We start from the raw sequence: 24,430 nt of genomic DNA on the forward strand, positions 1-24,430 counted from the left end.
TCTTTGAAATTTCTTAAATCTGTGTTGTATGAAATCATCCTATTACCTATTTTTGAAAAAAATCTACCGAAAAATGAAAATCGTTATATCGCCAGCAAAATCTTTAAACTTTGACAAGGAACTTCCAACCAAATTACACACGGAATCTGCTTTTCTAAAACAAGCGGAAACCATTCAGAAAACTTTGAAAAAGAAGAAGCCAAAACAATTGATGGAATTAATGCATATTTCTGAAAAATTAGGCGAATTAAACTGGCAACGCAATCAAGATTGGCAAACACCTTTTACTACTGAGAATGCCAGACCAGCAGTTTTTACATTTGATGGTGATGTGTATTTGGGATTAGATGTTTATACTTTATCTGTAGAAAAATTAGACGATTTACAAGATAAATTACGCATACTTTCAGGTTTATATGGTTTATTAAAACCTTTAGATTTAATGCAAGCCTACCGATTAGAAATGGGAACCTCAATCAAAATTGGTACGAAGAAAAACTTATACGAATTTTGGAAGAAAACTATAACAGATACTTTAAATTCGGAATTAGAAAAAGATGAATTATTTGTGAATTTAGCCAGTAACGAATATTTTTCAGCTGTTGATGTGAAGAAACTAAAAGTTCCTGTAATTACGCCAGAGTTTAAAGATTACAAAGACGGTAAACTGAAAATGATTTCATTCTTTGCTAAAAAAGCTAGAGGAATGATGGTTCGTTATATTATTGATACGAATGCCGAAACTATTGAGGATTTGAAAGGTTTCAACTACGAAGGTTACGCTTTTGATAGTAATTTATCAGAAGGAAATAAATTAGTTTTTACGAGATAAAAAAAAATCCCAATCAATTGATTGGGATTTTTTTTTGAATTATATTTTGATTAGTGCATTGCTTCACTAATATCAACTTTGTTTTTATTGTTTTTGATTAAAAGTATAATCGGAATACAAATTAAAAACAGAATTCCTAAGTATAAAAAAATGTCCATGTATGATAAAACTGTACTTTGTTTCGTCACACTAAAATCAATTATTTTATGAGCTTTTGCTAAGGCTTCATTCGAACTAAATCCTTTCGCCATAAAACCATGTTGTAACTGAGTAATTCTATCTTGAACTTGTGTTTTTGTTGCATCAATATTGGCGATTAAATTCACACGGTGTTCTTGACTAAATCGTGCTATAAATGTGGTGATAATTGCAATTCCAAATGAACCTCCAAGTTGACGCATCATTCCTGTAAAAGCAGCTCCTTCTCCAATACTTTTTCCTTTTAATGTTGATAGTGATAAAGTCGTAATCGGAACAAATAATAATCCTAAACCTAATCCTCTAATAATTAATGGCCAATACATGTATTCTTCTCCAGTGTCTGGTGTCATTACGTTGTACATCCAAAATGTAAAGAAAAAGAACATCAAGAAACCAAGCGCAACCAAATATTTCTGAGGAACTCCTTTTTGTAATAATTGACCAATAATTGGCATCATAAAAGCCGTCATCAATGAACTTGGAATTAACAATAATCCCGCGTCAGTCGCAGTCCAACCTAATATCGATTGTGTATAAATTGGAATAATAAATGTGGAACCATATAAACCAAATCCCATAATGAAACTTAAAATCGTTCCAACTCGTAAATTGGTATCTTTTAAAACTTTCAGGTTTACGATTGGATATTTATACGTTAATTGCCTCCAAATAAAGAAAAACAAACTAAAGAAACTTACTAAACTTAGCGTAACTATTGTTCTGTCGTTAAACCAATCATCTTGTTGTCCGTGTTCTAAAACATATTGTAAAGATCCAATAAATCCAGCTAAAGTTAAAATTCCGTACCAATCGACTTGATTCGCGCTTAATTTCTCTCCGTATTTTGGACTTTTTACATATCGTAACGTTAATAATGTAGCGATAATTCCAATTGGAATATTGATGTAAAAAATATATGGCCATGAATACGTATCTACTAAATAACCTCCTAACGGCGGCCCTAAAGTTGGACCAACAATTACACCCATTCCGTAAATAGCTTGCGCCATTCCTCGTTTTGCAACAGGATAACTTTCGGTAATAATCGTTTGAGAAGTTACTAATAGTGCTCCTCCACCCAATCCTTGAATAAATCTAAAAATGATTAATTCCCAGATATCATTTGCATTTCCACATAAAAATGATGCTGTTGTAAATATAATGATGGATGCTGCAAAATAATTTCTTCTACCAAATTGTTGCGACAACCAGCTTGTCATCGGAATTACAATAACATTCGCAATTGCATAAGCTGTAATTACCCAAGCTACATCAGTTAATGTTGCACCAAGACTTCCACGCATGTCGTTTAATGCCACATTTACAATCGTAGTATCTACAATTTCTAAAAGCGCACATAAGACAGCAGTAATTGTGATTATTACTCGGTTAAAGCCATATTCAACTAAACTATCTTCGTTTGTGTTTGTTGTGCTCGTGCTCATGATTAATTTAAATGTACATCAACTTCAACATTCATTCCTGAACGAAGTAAATTGATTTTATCTTTAATATTATTTGTTGTCAATGAAATTTTAACTGGTAAACGTTGTACTGTTTTTACGAAGTTTCCAGTAGCATTATCTGGTGGTAACAATGAAAAACGTGAACCTGTTGCTGGAGAAAATGAAGTAATTGTACCTTCGAATTTTTCACCTGGAAAAGCATCTGCTTTAATTTCTACAGTTTGACCTAATTTCATTTTATTTAACTGCGTTTCTTTAAAATTAGCCACAACCCAAACTTCTTCAGAATTAATGATATAAAATAAAGACTGTCCTGGTTGAATTAATTGTCCAGGTTGTAAATCAACAGCTGAAATTTGTCCGTTTGTAGCAGCTGTAACCACTGTATATTTTAAGTTTAACATAGCAGCGTCTAAAGCAGCTTTTGCTCTTTCAATATTTGCTGCAGCAACAGAAGTTTGTTTTTGAGAAACATTCGTTCTTGTTACAGCAACATTTTTTTGGAAATCATTTGCGGATTTTTGTTGCTTCATCATTTTTAATTGACTTTCCGCTTCTTGTTTCGCTGCTAAAGCTTGTTCGTATTGTTGTTTTGTAATCGATTTGTTTTTATACAAGTTTTCAAAACGTTCGAAATCGTTAGTGGCTCTCCATAATCTAATTTGAGCCGATTCGATACTATTTACTGAAGATTTTGCATTCGCATCACTAACAGAAACTGTACTTTGAGCTGTTCCAACATCTGCTTTTGAAACTTCAAATGAACTTTGTGCGGCTAATAATGCTGCTTTAGCTTCTTCCACTTTTACGGTATAATCGCTGTTATCAATCACAAATAAAGTATCTCCTTTTTTTACGAATTGATTGTCTTTTACATATACTTTTTCAATAAAACCAGTTACTCTTGGGATTATCGGAGTCATGTTTTGTTCTACTTGTGCATCATCAGTTGTTTCATGCGAAAGTGAATGATTATATTTATATCCACCATATACCACACCTAAAGTTACTAATCCAATTAGAACGAATGTGAATTTTTTATTGGTTTTCTTTTTTTCCATTTTGAATATATTTTTAATTTATTGATTGTGTTAGTTTTCCTTTTTGAAATTGTAATTCGTAATATTTTTGTAAAATATCTGAAGTTGAAATTGTATAATTAATTTTTGCTTGTAATTGTTCAACGTTAGCTTCTAATAAATCATTGGTGTTTGATAATCCGTTGTTGTATTTATCTAATACAATTCTGTAGTTTTCGGTAGCTTGTAATTGTGCTTTTTCGTAAACATTCTTTTGTTTGATTGCTAACATGTAATTTTCATTCGCTTCTTGCACTTCTTCTTTAATTTTTTCGTTTAGAATCGCAATTTGATTTTCAGTTTCTAAAGCTTGACTTTTAGCCTTTTCAACATTCTTTTTATTTTTGAAGATGGATGAAAGATCATACGAAACTCCAGCACCAAAATTCATCGCATTCGTTACTGTTAAAGCATTTTTTACATCTAAAGCGATATAACCACCAATTAAATTAAACGAAGGGTAATAATTTCCTTTCGCGATTTTAATGTTGTTTTTGGCTGCTTGCTGTTGAAATGTCAAGGCTTCTAAATCTTTTCTTTGAACTGAATTATCAGAAATAGTTTGTAACGATTTAAATTCTCCTTCCGAAATTTTAATTTTTGTTCCTTCTGGTAATTGTAAAAAGTTTACCAATTGAAAATTCAAAACTGAATTATTTTTTTTAATTGTTTCTAACGATAATTCGATGTTAGATTCTTGTAATTGTGCTTTCAATAAGTCGTTATGAGCTAAAAGTCCGTTGTCTTCTAAAGCTTTAAAATCAACCACACGTTGGTGTGCACTTTTTAGATTATCTTCGGTTAACAAAATCATTTCTTGTGTTTTATACAAACTAAAATAAAGTTGGGTTACATATAAAGCAATTTCTTCTTTGGTATGTTGAGCGTTGCTAACTTCAGCTAAATTCAAATTTTGAGAAGCTTTTATGCGATTCTGAATTTTGAATCCATTAAAAACTGGAACAGTAATATTCGCTTGTCCAATTGCGATTTGACTTATATCTACTCCACCACCCGATTCTGGAATAAGATTTCCTTTTACATCTGCTTTGGTAAGTTTAAAAAATTGCCCAGAAAGTGTCGCACTTGGTAATTGATTGTTTTTTACTGTTTTTACTTCCCATTCTGAAGTCTTAACTTTCGTATCAGCTAAAATAGCTTGATTGCTTTTAGTGGTTCCTAAATTAATAGCTTCCTTTAATGAAAGCGGTTTGTTTTCTTGTGCTTGGATATATCCAATTGAAAACAGTGCTACTATTATAATTTTGTTGATATTCATTTTTATTTGATTAACATTCCTAATACGACATTGGTTATTTCTTCTTTAAAATCATTTGCGATATAATTTTCAAATTCTTTTTCGTTTTTTAAATTCAATAATTCATAATAGAATTTCTTGTTATTATAAACTTGTGAAAAAGTTCCTATAATTATAGCTGGAATTAAATGTGGATTAGATATTGATTTGAATACATTCGCTTTTTGACCTTCTGCAATTATGTTTTCTAGAAGAAGTAAGTTTTTCTTTTTAATTTCTGAGAAAGCTGAAAAATCACAAGCTCTTTTTTGATTCACAATTTCAAAATGTACAATTTGATAAAAATCTTTATTTTGAAATAGTCTCGTAATATATAGAGCGACAAACTTTTTGATTTTTTCAACTGGTGAAATTTCTTCTGTTTGTAGATTTTCTAAAATCATACTAAAACCAGAAACACGATTAATAACGATAGCTTCTAGTAATTTTTCTTTCGAACCAAAATAATAAGAAATCATTGCTACATTAATGTCTGCAGCTTTTGCAATATCTCTGATTGAAGTGCCATCAAAACCTTTTTCTGCAAAAAGCTTTAATGATATATTTAAGATTTCAATTTGTTTTGAATTATATTCCATAATAGTTTTATCTTTTAAATTCTGGACAAAATTAAACAAACGTTTAATTTAAACAATCGTTTAATTTTATTTTAACACTATTTTAACAATTTGTAATTCTAAAAAAAAAACCAGACAAAGCCTGGTTTTAAAAGTAAGTAGGAGTTTTTTATCTGATGTTTTTTACAAACTCTCCTATTTTATCAATTGGATTATTTGCAATGAATTTTATAAAAGCACTTCCAATAATCGCTCCTTTTTGGTGTAAAGTTGCTTGTTTAAATGTTTCATTATTATTGATTCCGAAACCAATTACTTGTGGATTTTTTAAATTTAGATTCGAAATGCGTTCAAAATAATGCATTTGTTCATTTCCAAAACCCGATTGACTTCCAGTTACTGCAGCTGTACTTACCATATAGATAAAACTATCAGAAACAGAATCGATTTCTGCAATTCTTTCATTTGAAGTTTGAGGCGTAATTAAAAACACATTTTTCAGATTGTATTTTTCGAAAATTGATTGATATTCTGAAAGATATTCTTCTAAAGGTAAATCGGGAATAATTAAGCCATCAATGCCAATTTCATTACATTTCTGACAGAATTTTTCCACTCCAAATTGCATCATCGGATTGAAATATCCCATAATAATCAAAGGAATTTGTACTGTTTTACGAATGTCTGCTAATTGTTTGAAAAGCAATTTAGTTGTCATTCCGTTTTCAATCGCTTGCGTAGAACTTTCCTGAATAGTTGGACCATCCGCCAAAGGATCTGAAAAAGGCAAACCAATTTCTATCATATCTACACCACTTTTTTCTAATTCATGAATAATCGAAACCGTATCGTTTAAATTTGGATATCCTGCTGTAAAATAAATAGAAAGCAGTTTTTTATTTTCTTGTAATTTTTGATTTATTCTGTTCATTTTTTAAGATGCTAAGTTTGTAATTTTCGCTACGAAGACGCTGAGGCACAGAGTTTTAATTTTTTTTCGAGCTCTGCGGTTAGAAATTAAAATAATTGATATATGTATTCAAATCTTTGTCACCACGACCAGATAAATTAATGACCACAATATCAGTTGATTTGAATTGTTTTTTATCTAAAACGGCAAAAGCGTGAGCAGTTTCAATTGCTGGAATAATACCTTCCAATTTAGAAATTTCTAATCCAGATTTCATGGCGTCCTCATCTGTAATGGCAATAAATTCGGCACGACCAATATCATTCAAATGTGCGTGAAGCGGTCCAACTCCAGGATAATCTAAACCTGCAGAAATAGAATAGGGTTCCGTAATTTGTCCGTCTTCCGTTTGCATCAACAAAGTTCGACTTCCATGAATAATTCCGATCTTTCCTAAAACCGATGTTGCAGCACTTTCTCCAGAATCTACGCCATGACCAGCGGCTTCAACAGCAATTAAACCAACTTGTTCGTCATCTAAAAACTCATAAAAAGCACCAGCGGCATTGCTTCCACCGCCAACACAAGCTATTACATAATTTGGATATTCTGTTCCTTCTTGAGTTTGTAATTGCGATTTAATTTCCTTTGAAATAATACTCTGAAATTTCGCCACCATGTCTGGATAAGGATGCGGTCCAACAACAGAACCAATGATATAAAATGTATCAGTTGGATTGTTAATCCAATCACGAATTGCTTCATTTGTTGCGTCTTTCAACGTTTTTGAACCCGAAGTCGCCGGACGAACTTCTGCGCCAAGCATTTTCATACGAGCTACATTTGGTGCTTGTCGTTCAATGTCGATTTCACCCATATATACAATACATTTCAAACCCATTAAAGCGCAAACTGTTGCGGTTGCTACACCATGTTGGCCTGCTCCAGTTTCAGCTATAATTCGAGTTTTTCCTAAGCGTTTGGCTAAAATAATTTGCCCAATCGTATTGTTGACTTTATGCGCGCCAGTATGACATAAATCTTCTCTTTTTAAGTATATTTTTGTGTTATATTTTTCCGATAATCGTTTGGCAAAATATAAAGGCGTTGGTCGACCCACATATTGTTCTAACAAATACATGTATTCTTCTTGAAAGCTTAGTTCTGCTATGATAGAAAGATATTGAGTACGTAATTCTTCTACATTTGGATACAACATTTCTGGAATAAATGCACCTCCAAATTTTCCGTAAAATCCTTTTTCTGAAACTTTAAACTGACTCATATAATTGTGTTTTAAATTGGTGTAATTTTTCTTTGTTTTTTAATCTGGTTTCTGTTTCAAATTGACTGTTTACATCTAAAGCAAAACAGTATTTTGAATCTGGTTTTTGTAAAAATTCTTTTATGGATGAAACATCATCTAAACCAATTCCTCCACTCAGAAAATATGGTTTTTCTAGGTGATATTTTTCTAAAATTTCCCAGTTGAATTTTGTCCCATTTCCACCTGATAATTTTCCTTTTGTATCGAATAGAAAATAATCAACCATTTGATAATCATTAAGTGTTTGAAAAACAAAATAATCATCAATTGAAAATGATTTAATTATTTTTGTATTTAATTGATTTTGTTTTAGTTGTATTACTAATTCTAAACAATAACTTTTGGTTTCATTGCCGTGTAATTGAATCATATCTAAATCATATTTCTGAATAGTTTTAATGATTTTTTCTTGTCTTTCATTTACAAATACTCCAACTTTATTTATAGGATTTGGAATCGAAATGATTGTATTTTCTGTATAATTTCGAACTGAATTTTCATAGAAAATGAATCCTAAAAAATCAGGTTGCAAATTGGCGATTTCCTGAATATTTTCGGGAAACTTCATGCCGCATATTTTAAGTTTTATTTTCGACATTTTATTATAATTGTTTTATGAATTTTTTCGCTGCTAAACCTGTATTATTTGTTTTCATAAAGTTTTCTCCAATCAAAAAACCTTGATAACCAAAGGTTTGTAGCTCTTTAATATCAGATATGTTTGAAATTCCACTTTCTGATATTTTTACAAATTGGTTTGGAATTAAATCCGCTAACTCTTTACTATAATTCAAACTAACTTCAAATGTTTTTAAATTTCTGTTGTTTACGCCAATCATATTCAAGCTTGGCATAATTACTTTGTATAATTCTTCTTCGTTATGAACTTCCAACAAAACTTCTAAGCCTAAAGATTGTGCAAATTCCGATAAATGCTTAATTTCTTTACGAGTCAAAACCGCTGCGATTAGCAAAATTACATCTGCTCCATGTGCTTTTGCTTCTAATAATTGATATTCGTCAATGATGAATTCTTTTCGCAATAATGGAATAGTTACTGAAGCTCTAGCTAGTAATAAATCGTCTAAACTTCCACCGAAATATTTCATATCAGTTAAAACTGAAATCCCGCAAACACCAGCATTTTGGTAACCTTTCGCGACTTCTTCAACCGTAAATGAAGAATTTATAGTTTGTTTGGATGGCGATTTTCGCTTGTGTTCTGCAATAATTCCAGAAGTTGAATTTCTCAATAATTTACTCAGCGAATTGGTTCTAGAATTGAACAATACCGAATTTTCTAATTGAGAAACTGGAATAATTGATTTTTTCAATTTCACTTCTCGCCTTTTATCTACTATGATTTTTTCTAAAATATCCATTAGTTGCTTAATTTTATTAGTGTATTTAATTTTGAAAGTGCATTTTTACTAAATAAACTCTCTTTTGCTTTTTCTAACGAATCTGAATAACTTAACTCAGAAATCGTTTGAATGGCTAAAGCCGAGTTGACTAAAACCACATTGTTTTGTGCTTCCGAACCATTTCCGCTTAATACTTTATGAAATATCTTAGCTGATTCTTCAACGGTATTTCCACCTTTAATATCAGATAGTTGAATTTTATCGAAAAGGAAATCGGATGGCGAATTGATCGTTTCTGTTGAATTAGTAATTATTTTTACATTATCAGTTAAAGAAACTTCGTCAAAGCCTTCTAATCCATGAAGAATCGCGAATTTTGTTTCTGTTTTTTGATACAAATACGCATACATTCTGGCCAATTCTAAACTAAAAACGCCCACCATTTGAAACTTCGGAAAAGACGGGTTTACCATTGGTCCGAGCATATTAAAGAACGTTTTTACACCTAATTCTTTTCTAATTGGTCCAACATTTTTCATGGCTGGATGAAATAATGGTGCGTGTAAAATCGCAATATTTGCTTCTTCAATACATCGAGTTAAAAATTCTTGATTATTCGAAAATTTCACACCCATTTGTTCCATCACATTACTCGAACCAGAAATGGATGAAACACCATAATTTCCGTGTTTGGCAACTTTATAACCAGCTCCGGCAACAATAAATGATGACAGCGTGGAAATATTAAAAGTGTCTTTTCCATCACCTCCTGTTCCGCATAAATCTATGGTGTTGTATGCTGAAAAATTAACTGGAATACATAATTCTAGTAAGGCTTCACGAAAACCTGAAAGTTCTTCAATTGTAATATTTCGCATCATGTAAACGGTTAAAAATGCAGCAATTTGATGCGAATTACAATTTCCGTTGGAGATTTCTATTAAGGTCGATTTCGCTTCCTGTTTAGAAAGAATTTCGTGATTGATTAATCGGTTTATTATATTCTTCATAATGTTGAAATTTTAAAATTTGGCGTAAGTTGGGCTGTACTTCATTGAATTTCAATTAGTAAAGTAAATTATTTAGCGTATATGTAATTGATTGCTAGTGGCTAAGCCAATTCTCTAAGATTTTTTTTCCGTGAGGCGTTAAGACACTTTCTGGATGATATTGTACACCTCGAACATCATAAACACTATGTTTTAGTGACATAATTTGTCCGTTTTCATCTGTAGAAGTAATAATTAAATTTTGTGGAAAATTTTCGTTGGAAATCACCCAAGAATGATAACGCCCCACTTCCATTTCATTAGGTAAATCATTGAAAATGAAATCATCTTCCGTTTTTAAAACTTTTGTAGCTACGCCGTGATATACTTTTTCTAAATTGGTAAGTGTTCCGCCGAAAACCTCGCCAATAGCTTGTAAACCTAAGCAAACTCCAAAAATACTTTTCGTTTTTGCATACGTTTTAATTACTTCTTTTAGTAAACCCGCTTCATCAGGAATTCCTGGTCCTGGCGACAAAAGTATTTTCTCAAAAGGTTCTAATTCTTTCAATTCAAATTCGTCGTTTCTAAAAACAGTGACTTCTGCTCCTAAATCGTCTAAATAGTGAACTAAATTGTATGTAAAACTATCGTAATTATCTATAACTGCTATTTTCATCTTTTCCAATTTTATATCGTTTCTGCTAAATCTAAGGCTTTTTGCAAAGCGCTTAACTTGTTATAAACTTCTTGTGTTTCGTTTTCTTCGGTTGAACTTTCTACAATTCCAGCTCCAGCTTGAAAGTACAATTTATGATTTTTGCTCAAAAATGAACGAATCATAATCGCGTGATTGAAATTTCCTTTAAAATCCATAAAACCAATAGCACCACCATAAAAACTTCTGTTCGTTTGTTCTATTTCTTCAATTAATTCCATCGCACGAACTTTCGGAGCGCCAGTTAAAGTTCCAGCTGGAAATGTATTGGCTACTAAGTTCATAAAATTATTGCTATTTTTCAATTTTCCAGTCACTTTTGAAACCAAATGAATCACGTGCGAAAAAAACTGCACTTCTTTATATTTTTCGACTTGTACTTCATTACAATTTCTGCTTAAATCGTTTCTGGCTAAATCAACCAACATAACGTGTTCGCTGTTTTCTTTGGTATCTTCTGTTAGTTTTTTGGCCAATTGCGCATCTTCTTCGTCATTTCCAGTTCGTTTAAAAGTTCCTGCAATAGGATGAATTTCTGCTATATTATCTTTAATTACGATTTGCGCTTCTGGTGAAGATCCGAAAATTTTATAATTTCCATAATCAAAATAAAACAAATATGGAGATGGATTTATACTTCGTAAAGCTCTGTAAACATTGAATTCATCGCCTTTAAATTCTTGCGAAAATCGTCGAGATAACACCAATTGAAACACATCGCCACGCAAACAATGTTTTTTTGCTAAAGTTACATTTGCTTTAAATTCTTCATCTGTTAAATTTGAAACAACTTCATTTTCTTTTTTAAAACTAAACGATGCAAAGCTCTTGTTTTGTAACAACTGTTCAATTTCGACAATATTATTCACATCTTCATAAGAATGACAAAAAATATGCGCTTCATTATTGAAATGATTTATAGCAATAATATTTTGATAAACAGCATATTGAATTAATGGAATTTCGTTTTCTGGAGACTTTACTTTAATATTTATTTTCTCGAAATATTTAATCGCATCGTAAGAAATATAACCAAAAAGCCCGTTATTAATAAATTTAAACGATTCTGATTCTGTTATAAATTGCTGAGAAAATTGCGATAATTCTTCAATTACATTTTGATTTTCAATATTCGTTTTTACGATTGAATGATCAGGATATTGTTTTGTAATCACATTATTTTCGACGCTAAAATTCGCAATTGGATTGAAGCAAATAAACGAAAAACTATTGTCATTCGCATGATAATCAGAACTTTCTAATAATAAACTATTTGGGAATTTATCTCTGATTTTCAAATAAACACTCACTGGCGTAAAAGTATCAGCTAGTAGTTTTTTAGAATTTGTATGTAATTGATATGTTTTCATCTCAATGTTTATTTTTTAATGGATTCGATGTTGTTCGCCTTTTGGGCTCGGTCCATCTTATTTTGTTCAGTTTTGGAAATAAAAAAAGGCTTGTCGTGATTGACAAGCCTTTTTTAGTATATATTATTTTAATACAATAGAGGATTTGCTCACGACGTAAGTTGTAAGTTATTCCACCACCAAGTATTTTGAATTCTATTTTTCATATTTGAAAACTTTATTTTTTATCGGTCAAATATGGTATCGCATTTTTTTAATTTGTGTTTGCTAATGCAAACTTGTTGTTTATTGCGATTTCATATGAGGCAAATGTATATAGTTGTATTTTAATTACCAAATTAAATTTGAATTATTTATTTTTGATGCAGATTTTAATTCAAGAAAGAATGAATATAGGTGATGTTGTACAAGTACTAGATGATAATTTAGAAGGTAAAGTAGTTGGTTTTAAGGAAGATAACAGAGTAATTGTAGAAACAACTGATGGTTTTGAATTAACTTATTATAAAAAAGAACTGATTTTAATTGCTTCAGATGCGCCGAAAATTGAATTTGGAGCGAGTCTTTCAAAGGTTTTAGCAGAAAAGGAAATCCCGAAGAAGCCAGGTTCTGTATTAAGTAAATTGAGTAAAAAAGACCCAATGGTTTTTGAAGTTGATTTGCATTTAGAAAAAATAATTACAGGAAGAAATCAGAATTTAACTAACTTCGATAAACTGAATATTCAATTAGAAGAAGCCAAACGTGCTATGGATTTTGCAATTTCTAAGCGATACAATCGTGTGGTTTTAATTCACGGAGTTGGTGATGGTGTTTTAAAAAGTGAATTAGAATATTTATTAAAACGCTACGAAAATATAGTCATACAAGAAGCCAGTTACGGAAAATATGGACTTGGAGCCATGGAAGTTTACATCAAACAAAAATAAAATGAAATCGCCACTAAAATAGGGTTTGCTTTTGCAAAAACCTTTAAATAAAAGACGATACATTTATGACTGCTTAAAAATTTAATTTACATAAATGAAAAATATATATTTAGATAACGCCGCAACCACACCTTTACGCCCAGAAGTTATTCATACGATGGTTGATGTTTTGCAACATGATTATGGAAATCCTTCATCAACGCATAGTTTTGGAAGAAGTTCAAAATCAATTTTAGAAACATCTAGAAAAACAATTGCAAAGCATTTAAATTGTTCGGCACAAGAAATTATTTTTACTGCAAATGCTACGGAAGGAACCAATTGGATTCTTCGTGAAATGGTTAAAAATAACGGCATAAAAAAAATTATTACTAGTAAAATTGAACATCACGCGACTTTATATACCGTTTTAAATTTGCAAAAAGAATTTGGATTTGATGTTGAATATATAAATGTCTTGCCAAATGGAAATTTAGATTTGTTTGATTTTGAAAGAAAACTAAATGATGAAATTCCAACGTTAGTTACTTTAATGCACGTGAATAATGAAATTGGAACTGTTTTAGATTTAAATCGTGTTGCTGGAATTTGTAAAAAATATAATGCAATATTTCATTGTGATACTGTGCAATCTATTGGGAAAATCAAAATTGATTTACAAGAAACTCAGTTAGATTTTTTAGTAGCAAGTGCGCATAAATTTCATGGTCCGAAAGGAATTGGTTTTGCTTTTATTCGCAAAAATAGAATTATGCAACCGATGTTTTTTGGTGGTGAACAAGAAAAAGGATTACGTGCTGGAACAGAAGCGATTCATCAAATTGCTGGAATGTCAAAAGCTTTTGATTTAGCCAATGAACATTTGGTTGAAGAAACAAAATATATTACAGAATTAAAGAATTATTGTGTTTCGCAATTGCAAGCCAATTTTGATGGAATTATTATAAATGGAGAAAATACGTTTTATAATATTCTAAATGTTTTATTACCGTTTTCTGAAGAAAAAACAGCTATGATTTTATTCAATTTAGATATGAAAGGAATTGCAGTTTCAAGAGGAAGTGCTTGTCAAAGCGGAAGTGTAAAGCCTTCGCACGTTTTGGCGGAATTTTTATCCGAAGAAAATATAAAGAAACCTTCTTTAAGAATTTCGTTTAGTCATTACAATACAAAAGAAGAAATTGATATTTTTATTGAAAGTCTAAAAACAATTTAAACAAAAATGAGGCTGTCTAAAAAGTCTCGAAAACCTTATTCTGAAGTAAATCCAGAATTTCTAACCTTTGGTTTTCCTATTAATTAGACAGCCTATTTTTATAATATAAAGTTACGAATTATTTTTTAGACCACAATTCGATACTATCTTTATTTTGTTTGATATAATCTTCATTTTTATCAGTAGTTGCACCAGCTAATGATAATTTTGCACTTTCAATAGCACCTTTTTTATCTCCTAATTTATATTGAATTAGTGATTTTAATCTATTGTACCAATATGGAACTTTATCACCTGATAATGCAATTCCTTGATTAATCCAGATTAAAGCTTTATTTAAGTCAGTATTCGATTGATAATAGTATTGTGAAGAAGTATAATATTCATTTGCTGAAGGTCCGTCCATTACATCTTCAATCGTTTTTAAAACTATTTTTTGAGTAGGAACATCAATTTTAATAGAAACTAAAGTTTTCTCCCAAGACAATTCTAAATTGGCTGCTTCCGTAGTTACATTATTAAATGAAATAGTAAAAGTTTCTACTAATCTGTTTAAACTTTCTGGTTTTGCAGAAGTTTTTAAGGCAATTTTTTCATCACTCCATTCTTCTGGTAAACCCCAATTGTGAATGTCTTTGTAAAAAATAATATCCCATGCATCTGCTTTTGGAGTTGTATACAATGCGTACGTTCCTTTTGCTAATGGCTTTCCGTCAATTACAACATCTTGAGAAAAAGTAATCGTAGTGTTTTCATTAGCACCCGTTCTCCAGTTTTTCCCATAAGGTACTAATTCTCCATAAACTGCTCTTCCTTTTGCGCTAGGTCTGTGGTAATCAACTTCTATCTGAGTTAATCCAACTGTTTGATCAACTTTTGACATTGGACTAGCTTGTGGCATAGAAATTTGTGCTGATGCTAAACCAGTAATTAGTAAAAGACTTAAAACGATGTATTTTTTCATAGTAAATATATTTTTTTGCTAATTTAACTCAAATAATTATTGAATAAAGTTAATAAAATTTTAAATTTTCAAAAATCATTTATTTTGTTTAATTTTTTAGATAAAAGATTAAACAATTGTATCTTTGTAAAACTTTAAAAAATATCTAATGAAGATTTACAAAATTCATACCAAACAGAATTTACCCATTTCTAAAGAAGAGGCATGGGTTTTTTTATCAAATCCAGAAAATTTAAAAAAAATTACTCCAGAATATATGAGTTTTGATATTTTAAATGGAGCTGACAGACCTATGTTTGCTGGACAAATAATTGAGTATATAGTTACACCAATTTTAGGTATTAAAACAAAATGGGTTACAGAAATCACCCATGTAGTTAAAGGTGAATATTTTGTAGATGAGCAACGATTTGGGCCTTATGACTTATGGCATCATAAACACTTTATCAAAGAAATTCCAGGAGGAGTTGAAATGGAAGATATTATTGATTATAAAGTTCCAATGGGAATTTTAGGACAATTATTTCATCCATTTATAGTCAAACCAAAATTGAAAGAAATTTTTAAATACAGAAGAAATAAGTTAGTTGAACTTTTTGGAGAAATTAAATAAATATGACAGTTTTTTGGTTTAGAAGAGATTTACGTTTAGATGATAATACCGCTTTGTTTCATGCTTTGCAAGAGAATGGGACTATTTTGCCAATTTTCATTTTCGATGAAACGATATTACAACATTTAGAAAAAAATGACGCACGTGTAACTTTTATACACAATCAATTAGAGATAATAAATAAAGAATTAGCAAAAATTAATAAGTCGTTAGCGGTTTTTTATGGAAAACCTTTAGAGATTTTCGAGAAACTAATTGCAGAAAATGTAATTACTTCGGTCTATACCAATCACGATTATGAACCATATGCTAGAAAACGAGATAAAGCTCTAAATGACTTATTCAAACACCATAAAATTGAGTTTAAAACCTGTAAAGATCAAGTGATTTTTGAAAAATCGGAAATTACAAAAGATGATGGTTTGCCATATGTAGTTTATACACCTTATTCTAACAAATGGAAAGCGAAATTAAAAGAAACAAAACTTATTAATTATTCTTCAGAAATTTTATTGGATAAAATAGCACAACACTCCTACACTTTTTTATCACTAAATGATATTGGATTTGAAAGAACAACTATTTCGTTACCAGAATATAATATTTCAGAAAAATTAGTTTCAGAATATGAAGCAACCAGAAATTTTCCAGCTTTAAACGGAACTTCTTTAATTGGAATACATTTGCGATTTGGAACCATAAGTATTCGGAAATTGGTCCAATATGCGCTTCAATTTCAGAATGACATCTTCTTAAAAGAATTAATTTGGAGAGAATTTTTTATGCAAATTTTATGGCATTTTCCGCATACAATTTCAAAAAGTTTCAAACCAAAATACGATTTTATTGTTTGGGATAATAATGAAGATATTTTCAAAAAATGGTGCGAAGGAAAAACCGGATATCCAATGGTTGACGCCGGAATGCGAGAATTAAACACAACCGGGCATATGCACAATCGGGTGAGAATGGTGGTTGCGAGTTTTTTATGCAAACATTTATTAATTGATTGGCGTTGGGGTGAAACCTATTTCGCATCAAAATTATTAGATTATGAACAAGCTAGTAATATTGGAAATTGGCAATGGGCTGCTGGTTCTGGTGTAGACGCGTCTCCTTATTTTAGAATTTTTAATCCAACAGAACAAATTAAAAAATTCGATAAAGACTTAAAATACATCAAAAAATGGATTCCAGAATTTGAAACGCTAGATTATCCAAATCCAATTGTGGATCATAAAGAAGCTAGAGAAAAATGTTTACGTGTTTATAAAGATGCTGTTGGGTAAATTATCCCAAAACATTCTCTATATCCAATTCTTCAAATCTATCAATCACGATATTGGCTAAAGTATAATCTTGTTTTTTAGAATTTAGACTTTTATATCCAACACAAAATACTCCTGAAGCGTGTGCGGCTTTAATTCCGTTAGTGCTATCTTCAATAATGATGCAATTTTCTTTTGGCGTATTTGATAATCTTACCGCTTCATTAAAAATCGCTGGATTAGGTTTTGATTGTGGAAAATCTTCTCCAGAAATAATATGAGAAAAATATTGATGTAAATCAAATCGGTTAAAAATTCTATTAATAGTAACTTTTGATGCTGAAGAAGCCAAAACCATTTGAATTCCTTTCTGGTGCAAGTTTTTGATTAAATCTTCTACTCCATCCAATAAATATAAGTCTTCTTTCGTGTCAAAAGCTTTATTAAAAATAGTTCTTTTTCGTTGAACTAATTCTTCTGTATCCGTTGTTATTCCGAAATTGTCTTTAATTTTTTGAAAAACATTTTTAGTCGAATTTCCTGTAAAAGTAGCAAACATTTCTGCTGAAACTTCAATGTTTAATTCTTTAAAATGTTCGAAATAAGCATAATGATGTACAGGTTCAGTATCCACAATTACACCATCCATATCAAAAATAACCGTTTGTAACATAATTTAAATTTTTTGCGAATTTAAAAAAATTACCTTGAAATTAAACCTTTTTGTATAACTTTAGTCTAATATTAAAATCTGTTGTTAATTTTGCAAGAAGAGAAACTATTTATAGAAACTTTAATTAATCCGAAAACGCAAAATGTCGCGTTTAAACAATTGGTACAACAATATCAGAAACCATTATATTTTCACATTAGAAATATTGTTTTAAATCATGATGATACTGATGATGTTTTACAAAATACGTTTATTAAAGTGTTTTCAAATCTGAAAAATTTCAAAGGAGAAAGTAAATTGTATTCTTGGATTTACAGAATTGCCACAAATGAATCGTTGACTTTTATTGAGCAAAGAGCTAGAAAACAAGGAATTTCTAATGAAGAAGTGCAACAAAAAGCCATTATGAATTTAGAATCGGACGTGTATTTTGAAGGAGATGAAATCCAGTTGAAATTACAAAAAGCCATTGCAATTTTGCCAGAAAAGCAGCAATTAGTGTTTAAAATGAAGTATTTTCAGGAAATGAAATATGAAAACATGAGTGAAATTTTAGATACTTCTGTTGGAGCTTTAAAAGCGAATTACCATCATGCGGTAAAAAAAATTGAAGAATATTTAAAAACGAATTAAACCTTTTAACAAAAAAAAGGTCATATAGATATGAATACAAATTTAGAAAATAATAAAATTAAATCAGGATTTACAGCTCCAACCGATTATTTTGATACTTTATCAGATAAAATATTCGAAAAAATAAACGGAGAAGTAAATACAAGCTTGCTTCCTGAAACGAGCGGTTTTATTGTGCCAGAAAACTATTTTGCTAAGAATGAAGCAGAATTATTAAGAAAAATTAATCATTCGGAAACAAAAGTAATTAGCTTAAAAGCTGCGTTTTATAAAGTAAGTGGAATTGCGGCAGTTTTATTGCTAACAATAGTTTCGCCGATGTTTTATAATACTGTAGAAACGAAGAAGAATGAGTTAGCAGAAATGAATTATTTAGAAATACATTCGGAGGAATTAGGTATTTATGAAGTAGGTTCTATGTTAGATAATGATGATATAATAGAATTAGAAAATGAATTGATTTATAATGATTTAAATGCTATTAATTAAATAATTAGTTTAAATAAAATAATGCAATTATGAAAAATAAAATTACATATATATTCCTTTTTTTACTTTCCATTCAATTTGGATTTAGTCAAGAAAATGATACTAGAAAAGAGCAAATTAAATCTTTAAAAATTGCTTTTATATCCCAAAAATTAGCACTTACTTCTGATGAAGCTGAAAAATTTTGGCCAATTTATAATAAGTACGATGAAAAAATAATGATTTTAAAGGAAGCACAAATGAAACTTCGTCATCAAAAACGTAATGGAACTGATGAAGAAGCTCTAAAAAAGATTGAAGAAGCGGAAGAAAAAGAAGCGGAAGTGATGATTTTGAAAAAGAAAATGCGTGCAGAGCTAATTCCGATAATTTCAGCTGAAAAAGTTTTAAAACTAGAACAATTGGAACAAGAATTCCATAGGAAATTATTAGAAAAATTAAGAGGCCGTAGAGGAAATCCACCTCCACCAAGACGATAAAAACTGGTTAAAAGTTTTTTATATTTTTGAACCCAATTTAAGCCATTGATGTATATTAATGGCTTATTTTAATTTTAGTTACTTTGTTTCTACCAGCTAAATAAATATGTTTTTTACTACTGAATCGTAATGTGTAAAAATCAGTATCTTCCAATAATTTATGCCATTTTTTACCTGAGTTAGTTGAATAATAAACACCAGAAGTTCCGCAAGTGTAAATTACTTTCCCGTTGCTTTCAGGCATAAATTGCACGCAAGAAGCATATCCAAAAGCTTCATTTTCAGCCAATAATTTCCAAGTTTTCCCACCGTCTTTTGTGATTGCTTTATTTTTAGAATTGTCTTTTTGTTGGTCATAATTTCCACCCACAATAATTCCTTTTTTCTCATTAAAAAAATCCATGGAAAACGCACCAGTCATAGCTTCACCCTGAGTAATTGGAGTTTCAAAAACTTCCCATGTTTTACCTTTGTCTGAACTTTTAAATAACCTCGATTTTTTCCCACCAGAAATTATAAAAATAACTCCATCAACTATTTTTACATTAGTATCACTTGCGGCAAAAGCGGCTTCACCCTCAACCGTTTTTGGTAAATTTGCACATGGAATTTTATTCCAAGTTTCCCCAGAATCTTCAGTTAACAGTATTGATAAACAATCTTCCGTAGGATCTCCAATAACAATACCTAAACCATTTTTAGGATAGATAAACATACTATCATAAAAAACTTTTTCACCACTTTCTGAATAAACTAAGCTAAAAGCACAATTATTGGCATATGTACGCATTTTATACATATTTGCTGGCGAACCTGCGTTAATAAGCAAAATATCCATTCCATTATACCCCATACTTCTAAAATCAGTTTTCTCATTTTGAAGTTTCACAATTTTAGTTTCTGAATCAGTTGCAAAACTAATAAATCCTGCTTTAGAATTCGTTCCACCAAACCAAACACCACCATTAACTGCTGTAATAGCTCTGATTGAAACTGAATCCAAAACAATATCTTTTCGTTCAACAACTTTATAAGTCGATTTACACGATAAAAAAACAAAAGAAAAAAGCAAAACTAAAATTCTCATAAACACCTTATTTTAGGCTAATGTACAATAATTTATAAAATTACAAAACTTGTAAAATTGACTTTGGCACAATAATTGGAATTACATTAAAAAAGAAAGTAACTTAATACTAAATATTATGAAAACACGATTATTTGCTTCGGTCATAGGCTCTCTACTACTAGCCATACCAACATTAGCGCAAGATAAGACAACCGTTACGGCAAACAGTAGCGATATTAGTGATAATTTAGATTTAAAAGCAGTAGCTTCAATTTTTGGTGATGCTTCAAATTTGGAAGATTTCGAAAGAAGATTGAATGATCCAAAATCGCAAATTTCTAATTTAGATTTAAATAACGATAATCAAGTAGATTATTTACGTGTAGTAGAATCTGTTGAAGGTAGAGCACATATTATTGTAATTCAGGCTGTTTTGGAAAAAGATGTTTTTCAAGATGTGGCAACTGTAGAGCTTGAAAAAGACAGCAATAATAAAGTTCAAATTCAAGTTGTTGGAGACGTTTATATGTACGGAAGTAACTATATATATGAGCCAATTTATGTTCATACACCTGTAATTTATACTACATTTTGGGTAAATCATTATCGTCCGTATTATTCATCATGGTATTGGAATTATTACCCATCATATTACCACTGTTGGTCTCCATTCCCTATTTTCAGATATAGAAATAATATTTCAATCCACATCAATTTCGGACATTCATACAATTATGTTTCATATAGAAGATGTCATACTGCTTATAACGCCTATTATGGAAGAAGAGGAAATGGTTACGAAATGCGCCATCCAAATCGTTCTTTCTCTCACAGAAATAGTGGATATTCAAACAGATATGAAATGGATAGTCATAGAGAAATTAAAACGCGTACTCCAGGTACAAGAAATTTAAATACGAATACTGGCGCACCAAGAGGTGAATCTCAACCTAGAGGAATTGCTCCAAGAGGAAACGCTGTAGCTGGAACTCCAAGGAATGATTCACAACCGAGAGCAACATCTCCAAGAGGAAATTCTCAGCCAAGAGTTGAAGCCACTCCAAGAGGTAATGCATCAGTGGGAACACCAAGAAACGAATCGCAACCAAGAGCAACTTCTCCTAGAGGAAATTCTCAACCAAGAGTTGAAGCTACTCCAAGAGGAAATGCATCAGTAGGAACACCAAGAAACGAATCGCAGCCAAGAACAATTGCTCCAAGAGGGAACAATAATCCGAGAGTTGAATCATCTCCAAGAGGAAATTCTCAACCAAGAATGGAATCGCCTAGAAGTAACAATCCTAGAGTAGAATCATCTCCAAGAGGCAATTCTCAACCAAGAATGGAGTCACAAAGAGGTGGTGGTTCGCAACCAAGAATGGAAGGTTCAAGAGGAAATTCGCAACCGAGAGGAAATGGCGGAGGTTCTGGTAGAGGAAGAGGATAAATTAAAAGCCGACTAATTAGTCGGCTTTTTTGTTTTTTATAGACATTATTTGATTCAATAAACGCTTGTTGCTAGTATAAAATTACTATCTTTGCAAGCATTTTTTATTTTTAAAATACATGAGATTTCACAGAAACATTAGTTTTGCAGTAATAGACGCCTTAATGGCGATCTTCAATGAAGGAGAATATGCCGACAAGGTAGTGGCGAGAGCCTTAAAATTAGACAAAAGATGGGGAAGCAGCGATAGAAAGTTTGTTGCAGAAACCATTTATGATATTGTACGTTGGAAACGTTTATACGCAGAGATTGCAGAGGTTAAAAGAGAACCATTCGACAGAGATAGTATTTGGAGAATGTTTGCTGTTTGGGCAACGTTAAAGGGTTACACGCTACCTGATTGGAAATACTTTGAAGGAACTCCAGTTAGAAAAATCAAAGGTAAATTTGACGAATTATCTAAAGATAGAAAATTTAAAGAATCTATTCCAGATTGGATGGATGAAATTGGTGTAAGCGAATTAGGTGAAGCTGTTTGGTCTAAAGAAATTAAAGCTCAAAACGAACCGGCTAAAGTTATTTTACGTACCAATACTATTAGAACAAATAAGGAAGCTTTAAAGCAAGAATTATTAAAATTAGACATTCATACTAAAGTACTTGAAAATTATCCGGAAGCATTAGAATTAGAAGAAAGAGCTAATGTTTTTATGACAGACGCTTTTAAAAACGGGATGTTTGAAGTACAGGATGCTTCTTCTCAAATGGTAGCTCACATGTTAGATATTCAACCTGGAATGCGAGTAGTTGATACTTGTGCTGGAGCTGGTGGAAAAACACTTCATATGGCTTGCTTAATGCAAAATAAAGGACAAATTATTGCAATGGATTTATATGAAAGTAAACTAAAGCAATTAAAAATTCGTGCTAAACGTAATGGAATTCACAATATTGAATACCGTGTAATTGATACAACTAAAGTCATTAAAAAACTTCACGGTCAAGCCGATAGAGTACTTATTGATGCACCTTGTAGTGGTTTAGGAGTTTTGAAAAGAAATCCGGATGCGAAATGGAAATTAAAACCAGAATTTATTGATAATATTCGTAAAGTTCAGGCTGAAGTTTTAGAAAGTTATGCACCAATTGTAAAACCTGGTGGAAAACTAGTTTATGCTACTTGTAGTGTCTTACCGTCTGAGAATCAGGAACAAATTAAGAAATTCTTGACAACTGAAACTGGAAAAAACTTTACCTTTGTAGAAGATAAAAAAATATTAGCACATGAATCTGGTTATGACGGATTTTACATGGCATTGTTAACTCGAAATAAATAATCCCTTTTAATATGAAAAAAACTTACTCTTTAATATTACTACTGAGTGCAATTTTCGGCTTTGCACAAATCCCTGCTGGATATTATAGTACAGCAACTGGTAGTGGTTATACTTTAAAAACACAATTGTTTAATATTATAAATAATCAAACCGACTTAGGTTATGGAGGATTATGGGTTACGTATGAAACATCAGATAGAGATGCTTTTATTGGTACAGGTTATGAAAATGACAATACCATATATGATATGTATACTGAAAACCCAACTAGTAGCGCTGGTGAATGTGGATTTATTTATGCGACAAGTCAAGACACTGGATCAGGTGGTGGTTCAGAATGTCAGTTTTATAACAGGGAACACATTATTCCACAATCAATTTTTTCTCAAGCAGCTCCAATGAGACACGATGCTCATTTTGTTACACCAACTGATAAAAAAGTAAATGGTGACAGAGGTGATAATCCACATGGTACTGTTGCAACTGTTTCTTCTACTACAAATAATGGTGGAAAACACGGTTCTAGTGCTATTTCTGGATATTCTGGTCAAGTTTTTGAACCAATTAATGCATTTAAAGGAGATATTGCTCGTATGTATTTTTATTTTGCAACAAGATATGAAGATCAAGTTGCAGGTTGGTCATATCCAATGTTTAATTCAACATCTGATCAGGTATTTACAACACCATTTTTAAATATGTTACTTACTTGGCATAATAATGATCCAGTTAGTGTATTTGAAGTTGCGAGAAATAATGCAATATATGTAAGACAAAACAATAGAAATCCTTTTATTGATCATCCTGAATATGTTTGTCAAATATATAGTACACAATGTGCTGCATTATCTTCTGAAACTTTCTTAGCAGATGATTCAGTAAACATCTACCCTAACCCAACAAACACTAATGAAGTTGATATTTTCACTACAGAAAACATCACCAAATTAACTTTAGTAAATATTAATGGGCAAATTATTAAAAATATTGAAAATCCAATTTTCAATCAAAATTCATATAAATTAAACAACTTACCACAAGGTTTTTATTTCTTACAAATTTCTGCTGAAAACGGAAGTTTGACTAAAAAAATCATTGTGAATTAATTTAGTTTTTAAATTTTATACCAAATCCCTAATTGCTTTGTAGTTAGGGATTTTTTATTTTGGAAATAAACCCAAC

General features: G+C 30.8%; 25 protein-coding genes. 11 read left to right on the top strand and 14 right to left on the bottom strand.

Annotated elements, in window-relative coordinates:
• The first annotated feature begins 73 nt into the window (after window positions 1–73).
• Window positions 74–832: a peroxide stress protein YaaA gene (gene yaaA, locus BMX42_RS11115; RefSeq protein WP_091313923.1), complete on the top strand. Its 759-nt coding sequence runs from the start codon at window positions 74–76 to the stop codon at window positions 830–832.
• 50 nt (window positions 833–882) lie between these two features.
• Here yaaA and BMX42_RS11120 read toward each other — a convergent pair whose 3' ends face one another.
• The 11 genes from BMX42_RS11120 to BMX42_RS11170 form a co-directional block, all read right to left on the bottom strand.
• Window positions 883–2,478 carry an MDR family MFS transporter gene (locus BMX42_RS11120; protein ID WP_091313927.1) on the bottom strand — a complete coding sequence of 532 codons (1,596 nt, stop codon included), beginning with the start codon at window positions 2,476–2,478 and terminating at the stop codon, window positions 883–885.
• A 2-nt stretch (window positions 2,479–2,480) separates the two neighbouring features.
• Window positions 2,481–3,560, bottom strand: coding sequence for an HlyD family secretion protein (locus BMX42_RS11125; protein WP_091313931.1), 1,080 nt, complete (start codon window positions 3,558–3,560; stop codon window positions 2,481–2,483).
• Window positions 3,561–3,573: 13 nt separating this feature from the next.
• A complete protein-coding gene (locus BMX42_RS11130; RefSeq protein WP_091313935.1) occupies window positions 3,574–4,857 on the bottom strand; it encodes a TolC family protein in 1,284 nt (427 codons plus the stop codon).
• A gap of 2 nt (window positions 4,858–4,859) precedes the next feature.
• Window positions 4,860–5,474, bottom strand: coding sequence for a TetR/AcrR family transcriptional regulator (locus tag BMX42_RS11135; RefSeq protein WP_177169164.1), 615 nt, complete (start codon window positions 5,472–5,474; stop codon window positions 4,860–4,862).
• Between the two features lie 148 nt (window positions 5,475–5,622).
• Complete coding sequence (gene trpA, locus BMX42_RS11140; RefSeq protein WP_091313938.1) at window positions 5,623–6,384, bottom strand: tryptophan synthase subunit alpha; 762 nt, start codon at window positions 6,382–6,384, stop codon at window positions 5,623–5,625.
• A 79-nt stretch (window positions 6,385–6,463) separates the two neighbouring features.
• The gene (gene trpB, locus BMX42_RS11145) at window positions 6,464–7,648 is read right to left on the bottom strand and encodes a tryptophan synthase subunit beta (RefSeq protein WP_091313942.1); all 1,185 of its coding nucleotides are present in this window, start codon (window positions 7,646–7,648) and stop codon (window positions 6,464–6,466) included.
• Window positions 7,635–8,258, bottom strand: a complete 624-nt coding sequence (locus BMX42_RS11150; RefSeq protein WP_245748286.1) for a phosphoribosylanthranilate isomerase — start codon at window positions 8,256–8,258, stop codon at window positions 7,635–7,637. The genes trpB and BMX42_RS11150 overlap by 14 nt, the downstream gene beginning before the upstream one ends.
• A 34-nt stretch (window positions 8,259–8,292) precedes the next feature.
• A complete protein-coding gene (trpC, locus tag BMX42_RS11155) occupies window positions 8,293–9,072 on the bottom strand; it encodes an indole-3-glycerol phosphate synthase TrpC (protein ID WP_091313945.1) in 780 nt (259 codons plus the stop codon).
• On the bottom strand, window positions 9,072–10,064 hold the full coding sequence (trpD, locus tag BMX42_RS11160) for an anthranilate phosphoribosyltransferase (protein WP_091313948.1): 993 nt from the start codon (window positions 10,062–10,064) through the stop codon (window positions 9,072–9,074). The genes trpC and trpD overlap by 1 nt, the downstream gene beginning before the upstream one ends.
• Window positions 10,065–10,158: 94 nt before the next feature.
• On the bottom strand, window positions 10,159–10,722 hold the full coding sequence (locus BMX42_RS11165) for an anthranilate synthase component II (RefSeq protein WP_091314137.1): 564 nt from the start codon (window positions 10,720–10,722) through the stop codon (window positions 10,159–10,161).
• Between the two features lie 11 nt (window positions 10,723–10,733).
• On the bottom strand, window positions 10,734–12,131 hold the full coding sequence (locus BMX42_RS11170; protein WP_091313951.1) for an anthranilate synthase component I family protein: 1,398 nt from the start codon (window positions 12,129–12,131) through the stop codon (window positions 10,734–10,736).
• A gap of 362 nt (window positions 12,132–12,493) precedes the next feature.
• Between BMX42_RS11170 and BMX42_RS11175 the strand changes: the two genes are divergently transcribed.
• Both BMX42_RS11175 and BMX42_RS11180 read left to right on the top strand, forming a co-directional pair.
• A complete protein-coding gene (locus BMX42_RS11175; protein WP_245748287.1) occupies window positions 12,494–13,060 on the top strand; it encodes a Smr/MutS family protein in 567 nt (188 codons plus the stop codon).
• A gap of 94 nt (window positions 13,061–13,154) precedes the next feature.
• The gene (locus BMX42_RS11180; RefSeq protein WP_091313954.1) at window positions 13,155–14,276 is read left to right on the top strand and encodes a cysteine desulfurase family protein; all 1,122 of its coding nucleotides are present in this window, start codon (window positions 13,155–13,157) and stop codon (window positions 14,274–14,276) included.
• A 118-nt stretch (window positions 14,277–14,394) separates the two neighbouring features.
• Here the strand turns inward: BMX42_RS11180 and BMX42_RS11185 are convergent, their stop codons facing one another.
• Entirely contained in the window at window positions 14,395–15,240 is an 846-nt protein-coding gene (locus BMX42_RS11185) for a DUF2911 domain-containing protein (protein WP_091313956.1), read from the bottom strand.
• A 148-nt stretch (window positions 15,241–15,388) separates the two neighbouring features.
• Here BMX42_RS11185 and BMX42_RS11190 point away from each other — a divergent pair, with 148 nt between their 5' ends.
• The gene (locus BMX42_RS11190; RefSeq protein ID WP_091313960.1) at window positions 15,389–15,853 is read left to right on the top strand and encodes an SRPBCC family protein; all 465 of its coding nucleotides are present in this window, start codon (window positions 15,389–15,391) and stop codon (window positions 15,851–15,853) included.
• A 2-nt stretch (window positions 15,854–15,855) separates the two neighbouring features.
• Entirely contained in the window at window positions 15,856–17,142 is a 1,287-nt protein-coding gene (locus BMX42_RS11195; RefSeq protein WP_091313963.1) for a cryptochrome/photolyase family protein, read from the top strand.
• 1 nt (window position 17,143) lies between these two features.
• Here the strand turns inward: BMX42_RS11195 and BMX42_RS11200 are convergent, their stop codons facing one another.
• Window positions 17,144–17,794 carry an HAD family hydrolase gene (locus tag BMX42_RS11200; RefSeq protein WP_091313967.1) on the bottom strand — a complete coding sequence of 217 codons (651 nt, stop codon included), beginning with the start codon at window positions 17,792–17,794 and terminating at the stop codon, window positions 17,144–17,146.
• Between the two features lie 90 nt (window positions 17,795–17,884).
• Between BMX42_RS11200 and BMX42_RS11205 the strand changes: the two genes are divergently transcribed.
• Genes BMX42_RS11205 through BMX42_RS11215 form a run of 3 tightly spaced genes read left to right on the top strand, consistent with a single transcriptional unit; the run spans window position 17,885 to window position 19,395 of the window.
• On the top strand, window positions 17,885–18,427 hold the full coding sequence (locus BMX42_RS11205; RefSeq protein WP_091314143.1) for an RNA polymerase sigma factor: 543 nt from the start codon (window positions 17,885–17,887) through the stop codon (window positions 18,425–18,427).
• A gap of 30 nt (window positions 18,428–18,457) precedes the next feature.
• The gene (locus BMX42_RS11210; RefSeq protein WP_091313970.1) at window positions 18,458–18,916 is read left to right on the top strand and encodes a hypothetical protein; all 459 of its coding nucleotides are present in this window, start codon (window positions 18,458–18,460) and stop codon (window positions 18,914–18,916) included.
• Between the two features lie 29 nt (window positions 18,917–18,945).
• Window positions 18,946–19,395, top strand: coding sequence for a hypothetical protein (locus BMX42_RS11215; protein WP_091313974.1), 450 nt, complete (start codon window positions 18,946–18,948; stop codon window positions 19,393–19,395).
• Between the two features lie 55 nt (window positions 19,396–19,450).
• Here the strand turns inward: BMX42_RS11215 and BMX42_RS11220 are convergent, their stop codons facing one another.
• Window positions 19,451–20,482: a WD40/YVTN/BNR-like repeat-containing protein gene (locus BMX42_RS11220; protein ID WP_091313977.1), complete on the bottom strand. Its 1,032-nt coding sequence runs from the start codon at window positions 20,480–20,482 to the stop codon at window positions 19,451–19,453.
• A gap of 118 nt (window positions 20,483–20,600) precedes the next feature.
• On the opposite strand from BMX42_RS11220, the gene BMX42_RS11225 reads away from it, so the two are divergent.
• The 3 genes from BMX42_RS11225 (at window position 20,601) to BMX42_RS11235 (ending at window position 24,354) form a co-directional block, all read left to right on the top strand.
• Window positions 20,601–21,911 (top strand): hypothetical protein, encoded by a 1,311-nt coding sequence (locus BMX42_RS11225; RefSeq protein ID WP_091313979.1) that lies wholly within the window; start codon window positions 20,601–20,603, stop codon window positions 21,909–21,911.
• 119 nt (window positions 21,912–22,030) lie between these two features.
• Window positions 22,031–23,248 (top strand): RsmB/NOP family class I SAM-dependent RNA methyltransferase, encoded by a 1,218-nt coding sequence (locus BMX42_RS11230; protein WP_091313982.1) that lies wholly within the window; start codon window positions 22,031–22,033, stop codon window positions 23,246–23,248.
• An 11-nt stretch (window positions 23,249–23,259) separates the two neighbouring features.
• Window positions 23,260–24,354, top strand: coding sequence for an endonuclease (locus BMX42_RS11235; RefSeq protein ID WP_091313986.1), 1,095 nt, complete (start codon window positions 23,260–23,262; stop codon window positions 24,352–24,354).
• Window positions 24,355–24,430: the final 76 nt, after the last annotated feature.

The organism is Flavobacterium terrigena, from assembly GCF_900108955.1.
Classification (GTDB): domain Bacteria; phylum Bacteroidota; class Bacteroidia; order Flavobacteriales; family Flavobacteriaceae; genus Flavobacterium; species Flavobacterium terrigena.

Excerpts from the sequence above, each read along its gene's own strand:
- BMX42_RS11200 (WP_091313967.1), bottom strand. The coding sequence starts at position 17,794 with ATGTTACAAACGGTTATTTTTGATATGGATGGTGTAATTGTGGATACT.
- BMX42_RS11185 (WP_091313956.1), bottom strand. The coding sequence starts at position 15,240 with ATGAAAAAATACATCGTTTTAAGTCTTTTACTAATTACTGGTTTAGCA.
- trpA (WP_091313938.1), bottom strand. The coding sequence starts at position 6,384 with ATGAACAGAATAAATCAAAAATTACAAGAAAATAAAAAACTGCTTTCT.
- trpC (WP_091313945.1), bottom strand. The coding sequence starts at position 9,072 with ATGGATATTTTAGAAAAAATCATAGTAGATAAAAGGCGAGAAGTGAAA.
- BMX42_RS11175 (WP_245748287.1), top strand. The coding sequence starts at position 12,494 with ATGCAGATTTTAATTCAAGAAAGAATGAATATAGGTGATGTTGTACAA.
- BMX42_RS11125 (WP_091313931.1), bottom strand. The coding sequence starts at position 3,560 with ATGGAAAAAAAGAAAACCAATAAAAAATTCACATTCGTTCTAATTGGA.
- BMX42_RS11225 (WP_091313979.1), top strand. The coding sequence starts at position 20,601 with ATGAAAACACGATTATTTGCTTCGGTCATAGGCTCTCTACTACTAGCC.
- BMX42_RS11120 (WP_091313927.1), bottom strand. The coding sequence starts at position 2,478 with ATGAGCACGAGCACAACAAACACAAACGAAGATAGTTTAGTTGAATAT.
- BMX42_RS11165 (WP_091314137.1), bottom strand. The coding sequence starts at position 10,722 with ATGAAAATAGCAGTTATAGATAATTACGATAGTTTTACATACAATTTA.
- BMX42_RS11210 (WP_091313970.1), top strand. The coding sequence starts at position 18,458 with ATGAATACAAATTTAGAAAATAATAAAATTAAATCAGGATTTACAGCT.
- BMX42_RS11180 (WP_091313954.1), top strand. The coding sequence starts at position 13,155 with ATGAAAAATATATATTTAGATAACGCCGCAACCACACCTTTACGCCCA.
- BMX42_RS11230 (WP_091313982.1), top strand. The coding sequence starts at position 22,031 with ATGAGATTTCACAGAAACATTAGTTTTGCAGTAATAGACGCCTTAATG.
- trpB (WP_091313942.1), bottom strand. The coding sequence starts at position 7,648 with ATGAGTCAGTTTAAAGTTTCAGAAAAAGGATTTTACGGAAAATTTGGA.
- BMX42_RS11190 (WP_091313960.1), top strand. The coding sequence starts at position 15,389 with ATGAAGATTTACAAAATTCATACCAAACAGAATTTACCCATTTCTAAA.
- BMX42_RS11150 (WP_245748286.1), bottom strand. The coding sequence starts at position 8,258 with ATGAAGTTTCCCGAAAATATTCAGGAAATCGCCAATTTGCAACCTGAT.
- BMX42_RS11170 (WP_091313951.1), bottom strand. The coding sequence starts at position 12,131 with ATGAAAACATATCAATTACATACAAATTCTAAAAAACTACTAGCTGAT.
- BMX42_RS11130 (WP_091313935.1), bottom strand. The coding sequence starts at position 4,857 with ATGAATATCAACAAAATTATAATAGTAGCACTGTTTTCAATTGGATAT.
- trpD (WP_091313948.1), bottom strand. The coding sequence starts at position 10,064 with ATGAAGAATATAATAAACCGATTAATCAATCACGAAATTCTTTCTAAA.
- BMX42_RS11220 (WP_091313977.1), bottom strand. The coding sequence starts at position 20,482 with ATGAGAATTTTAGTTTTGCTTTTTTCTTTTGTTTTTTTATCGTGTAAA.
- BMX42_RS11195 (WP_091313963.1), top strand. The coding sequence starts at position 15,856 with ATGACAGTTTTTTGGTTTAGAAGAGATTTACGTTTAGATGATAATACC.
- BMX42_RS11235 (WP_091313986.1), top strand. The coding sequence starts at position 23,260 with ATGAAAAAAACTTACTCTTTAATATTACTACTGAGTGCAATTTTCGGC.
- yaaA (WP_091313923.1), top strand. The coding sequence starts at position 74 with ATGAAAATCGTTATATCGCCAGCAAAATCTTTAAACTTTGACAAGGAA.
- BMX42_RS11135 (WP_177169164.1), bottom strand. The coding sequence starts at position 5,474 with ATGGAATATAATTCAAAACAAATTGAAATCTTAAATATATCATTAAAG.
- BMX42_RS11215 (WP_091313974.1), top strand. The coding sequence starts at position 18,946 with ATGAAAAATAAAATTACATATATATTCCTTTTTTTACTTTCCATTCAA.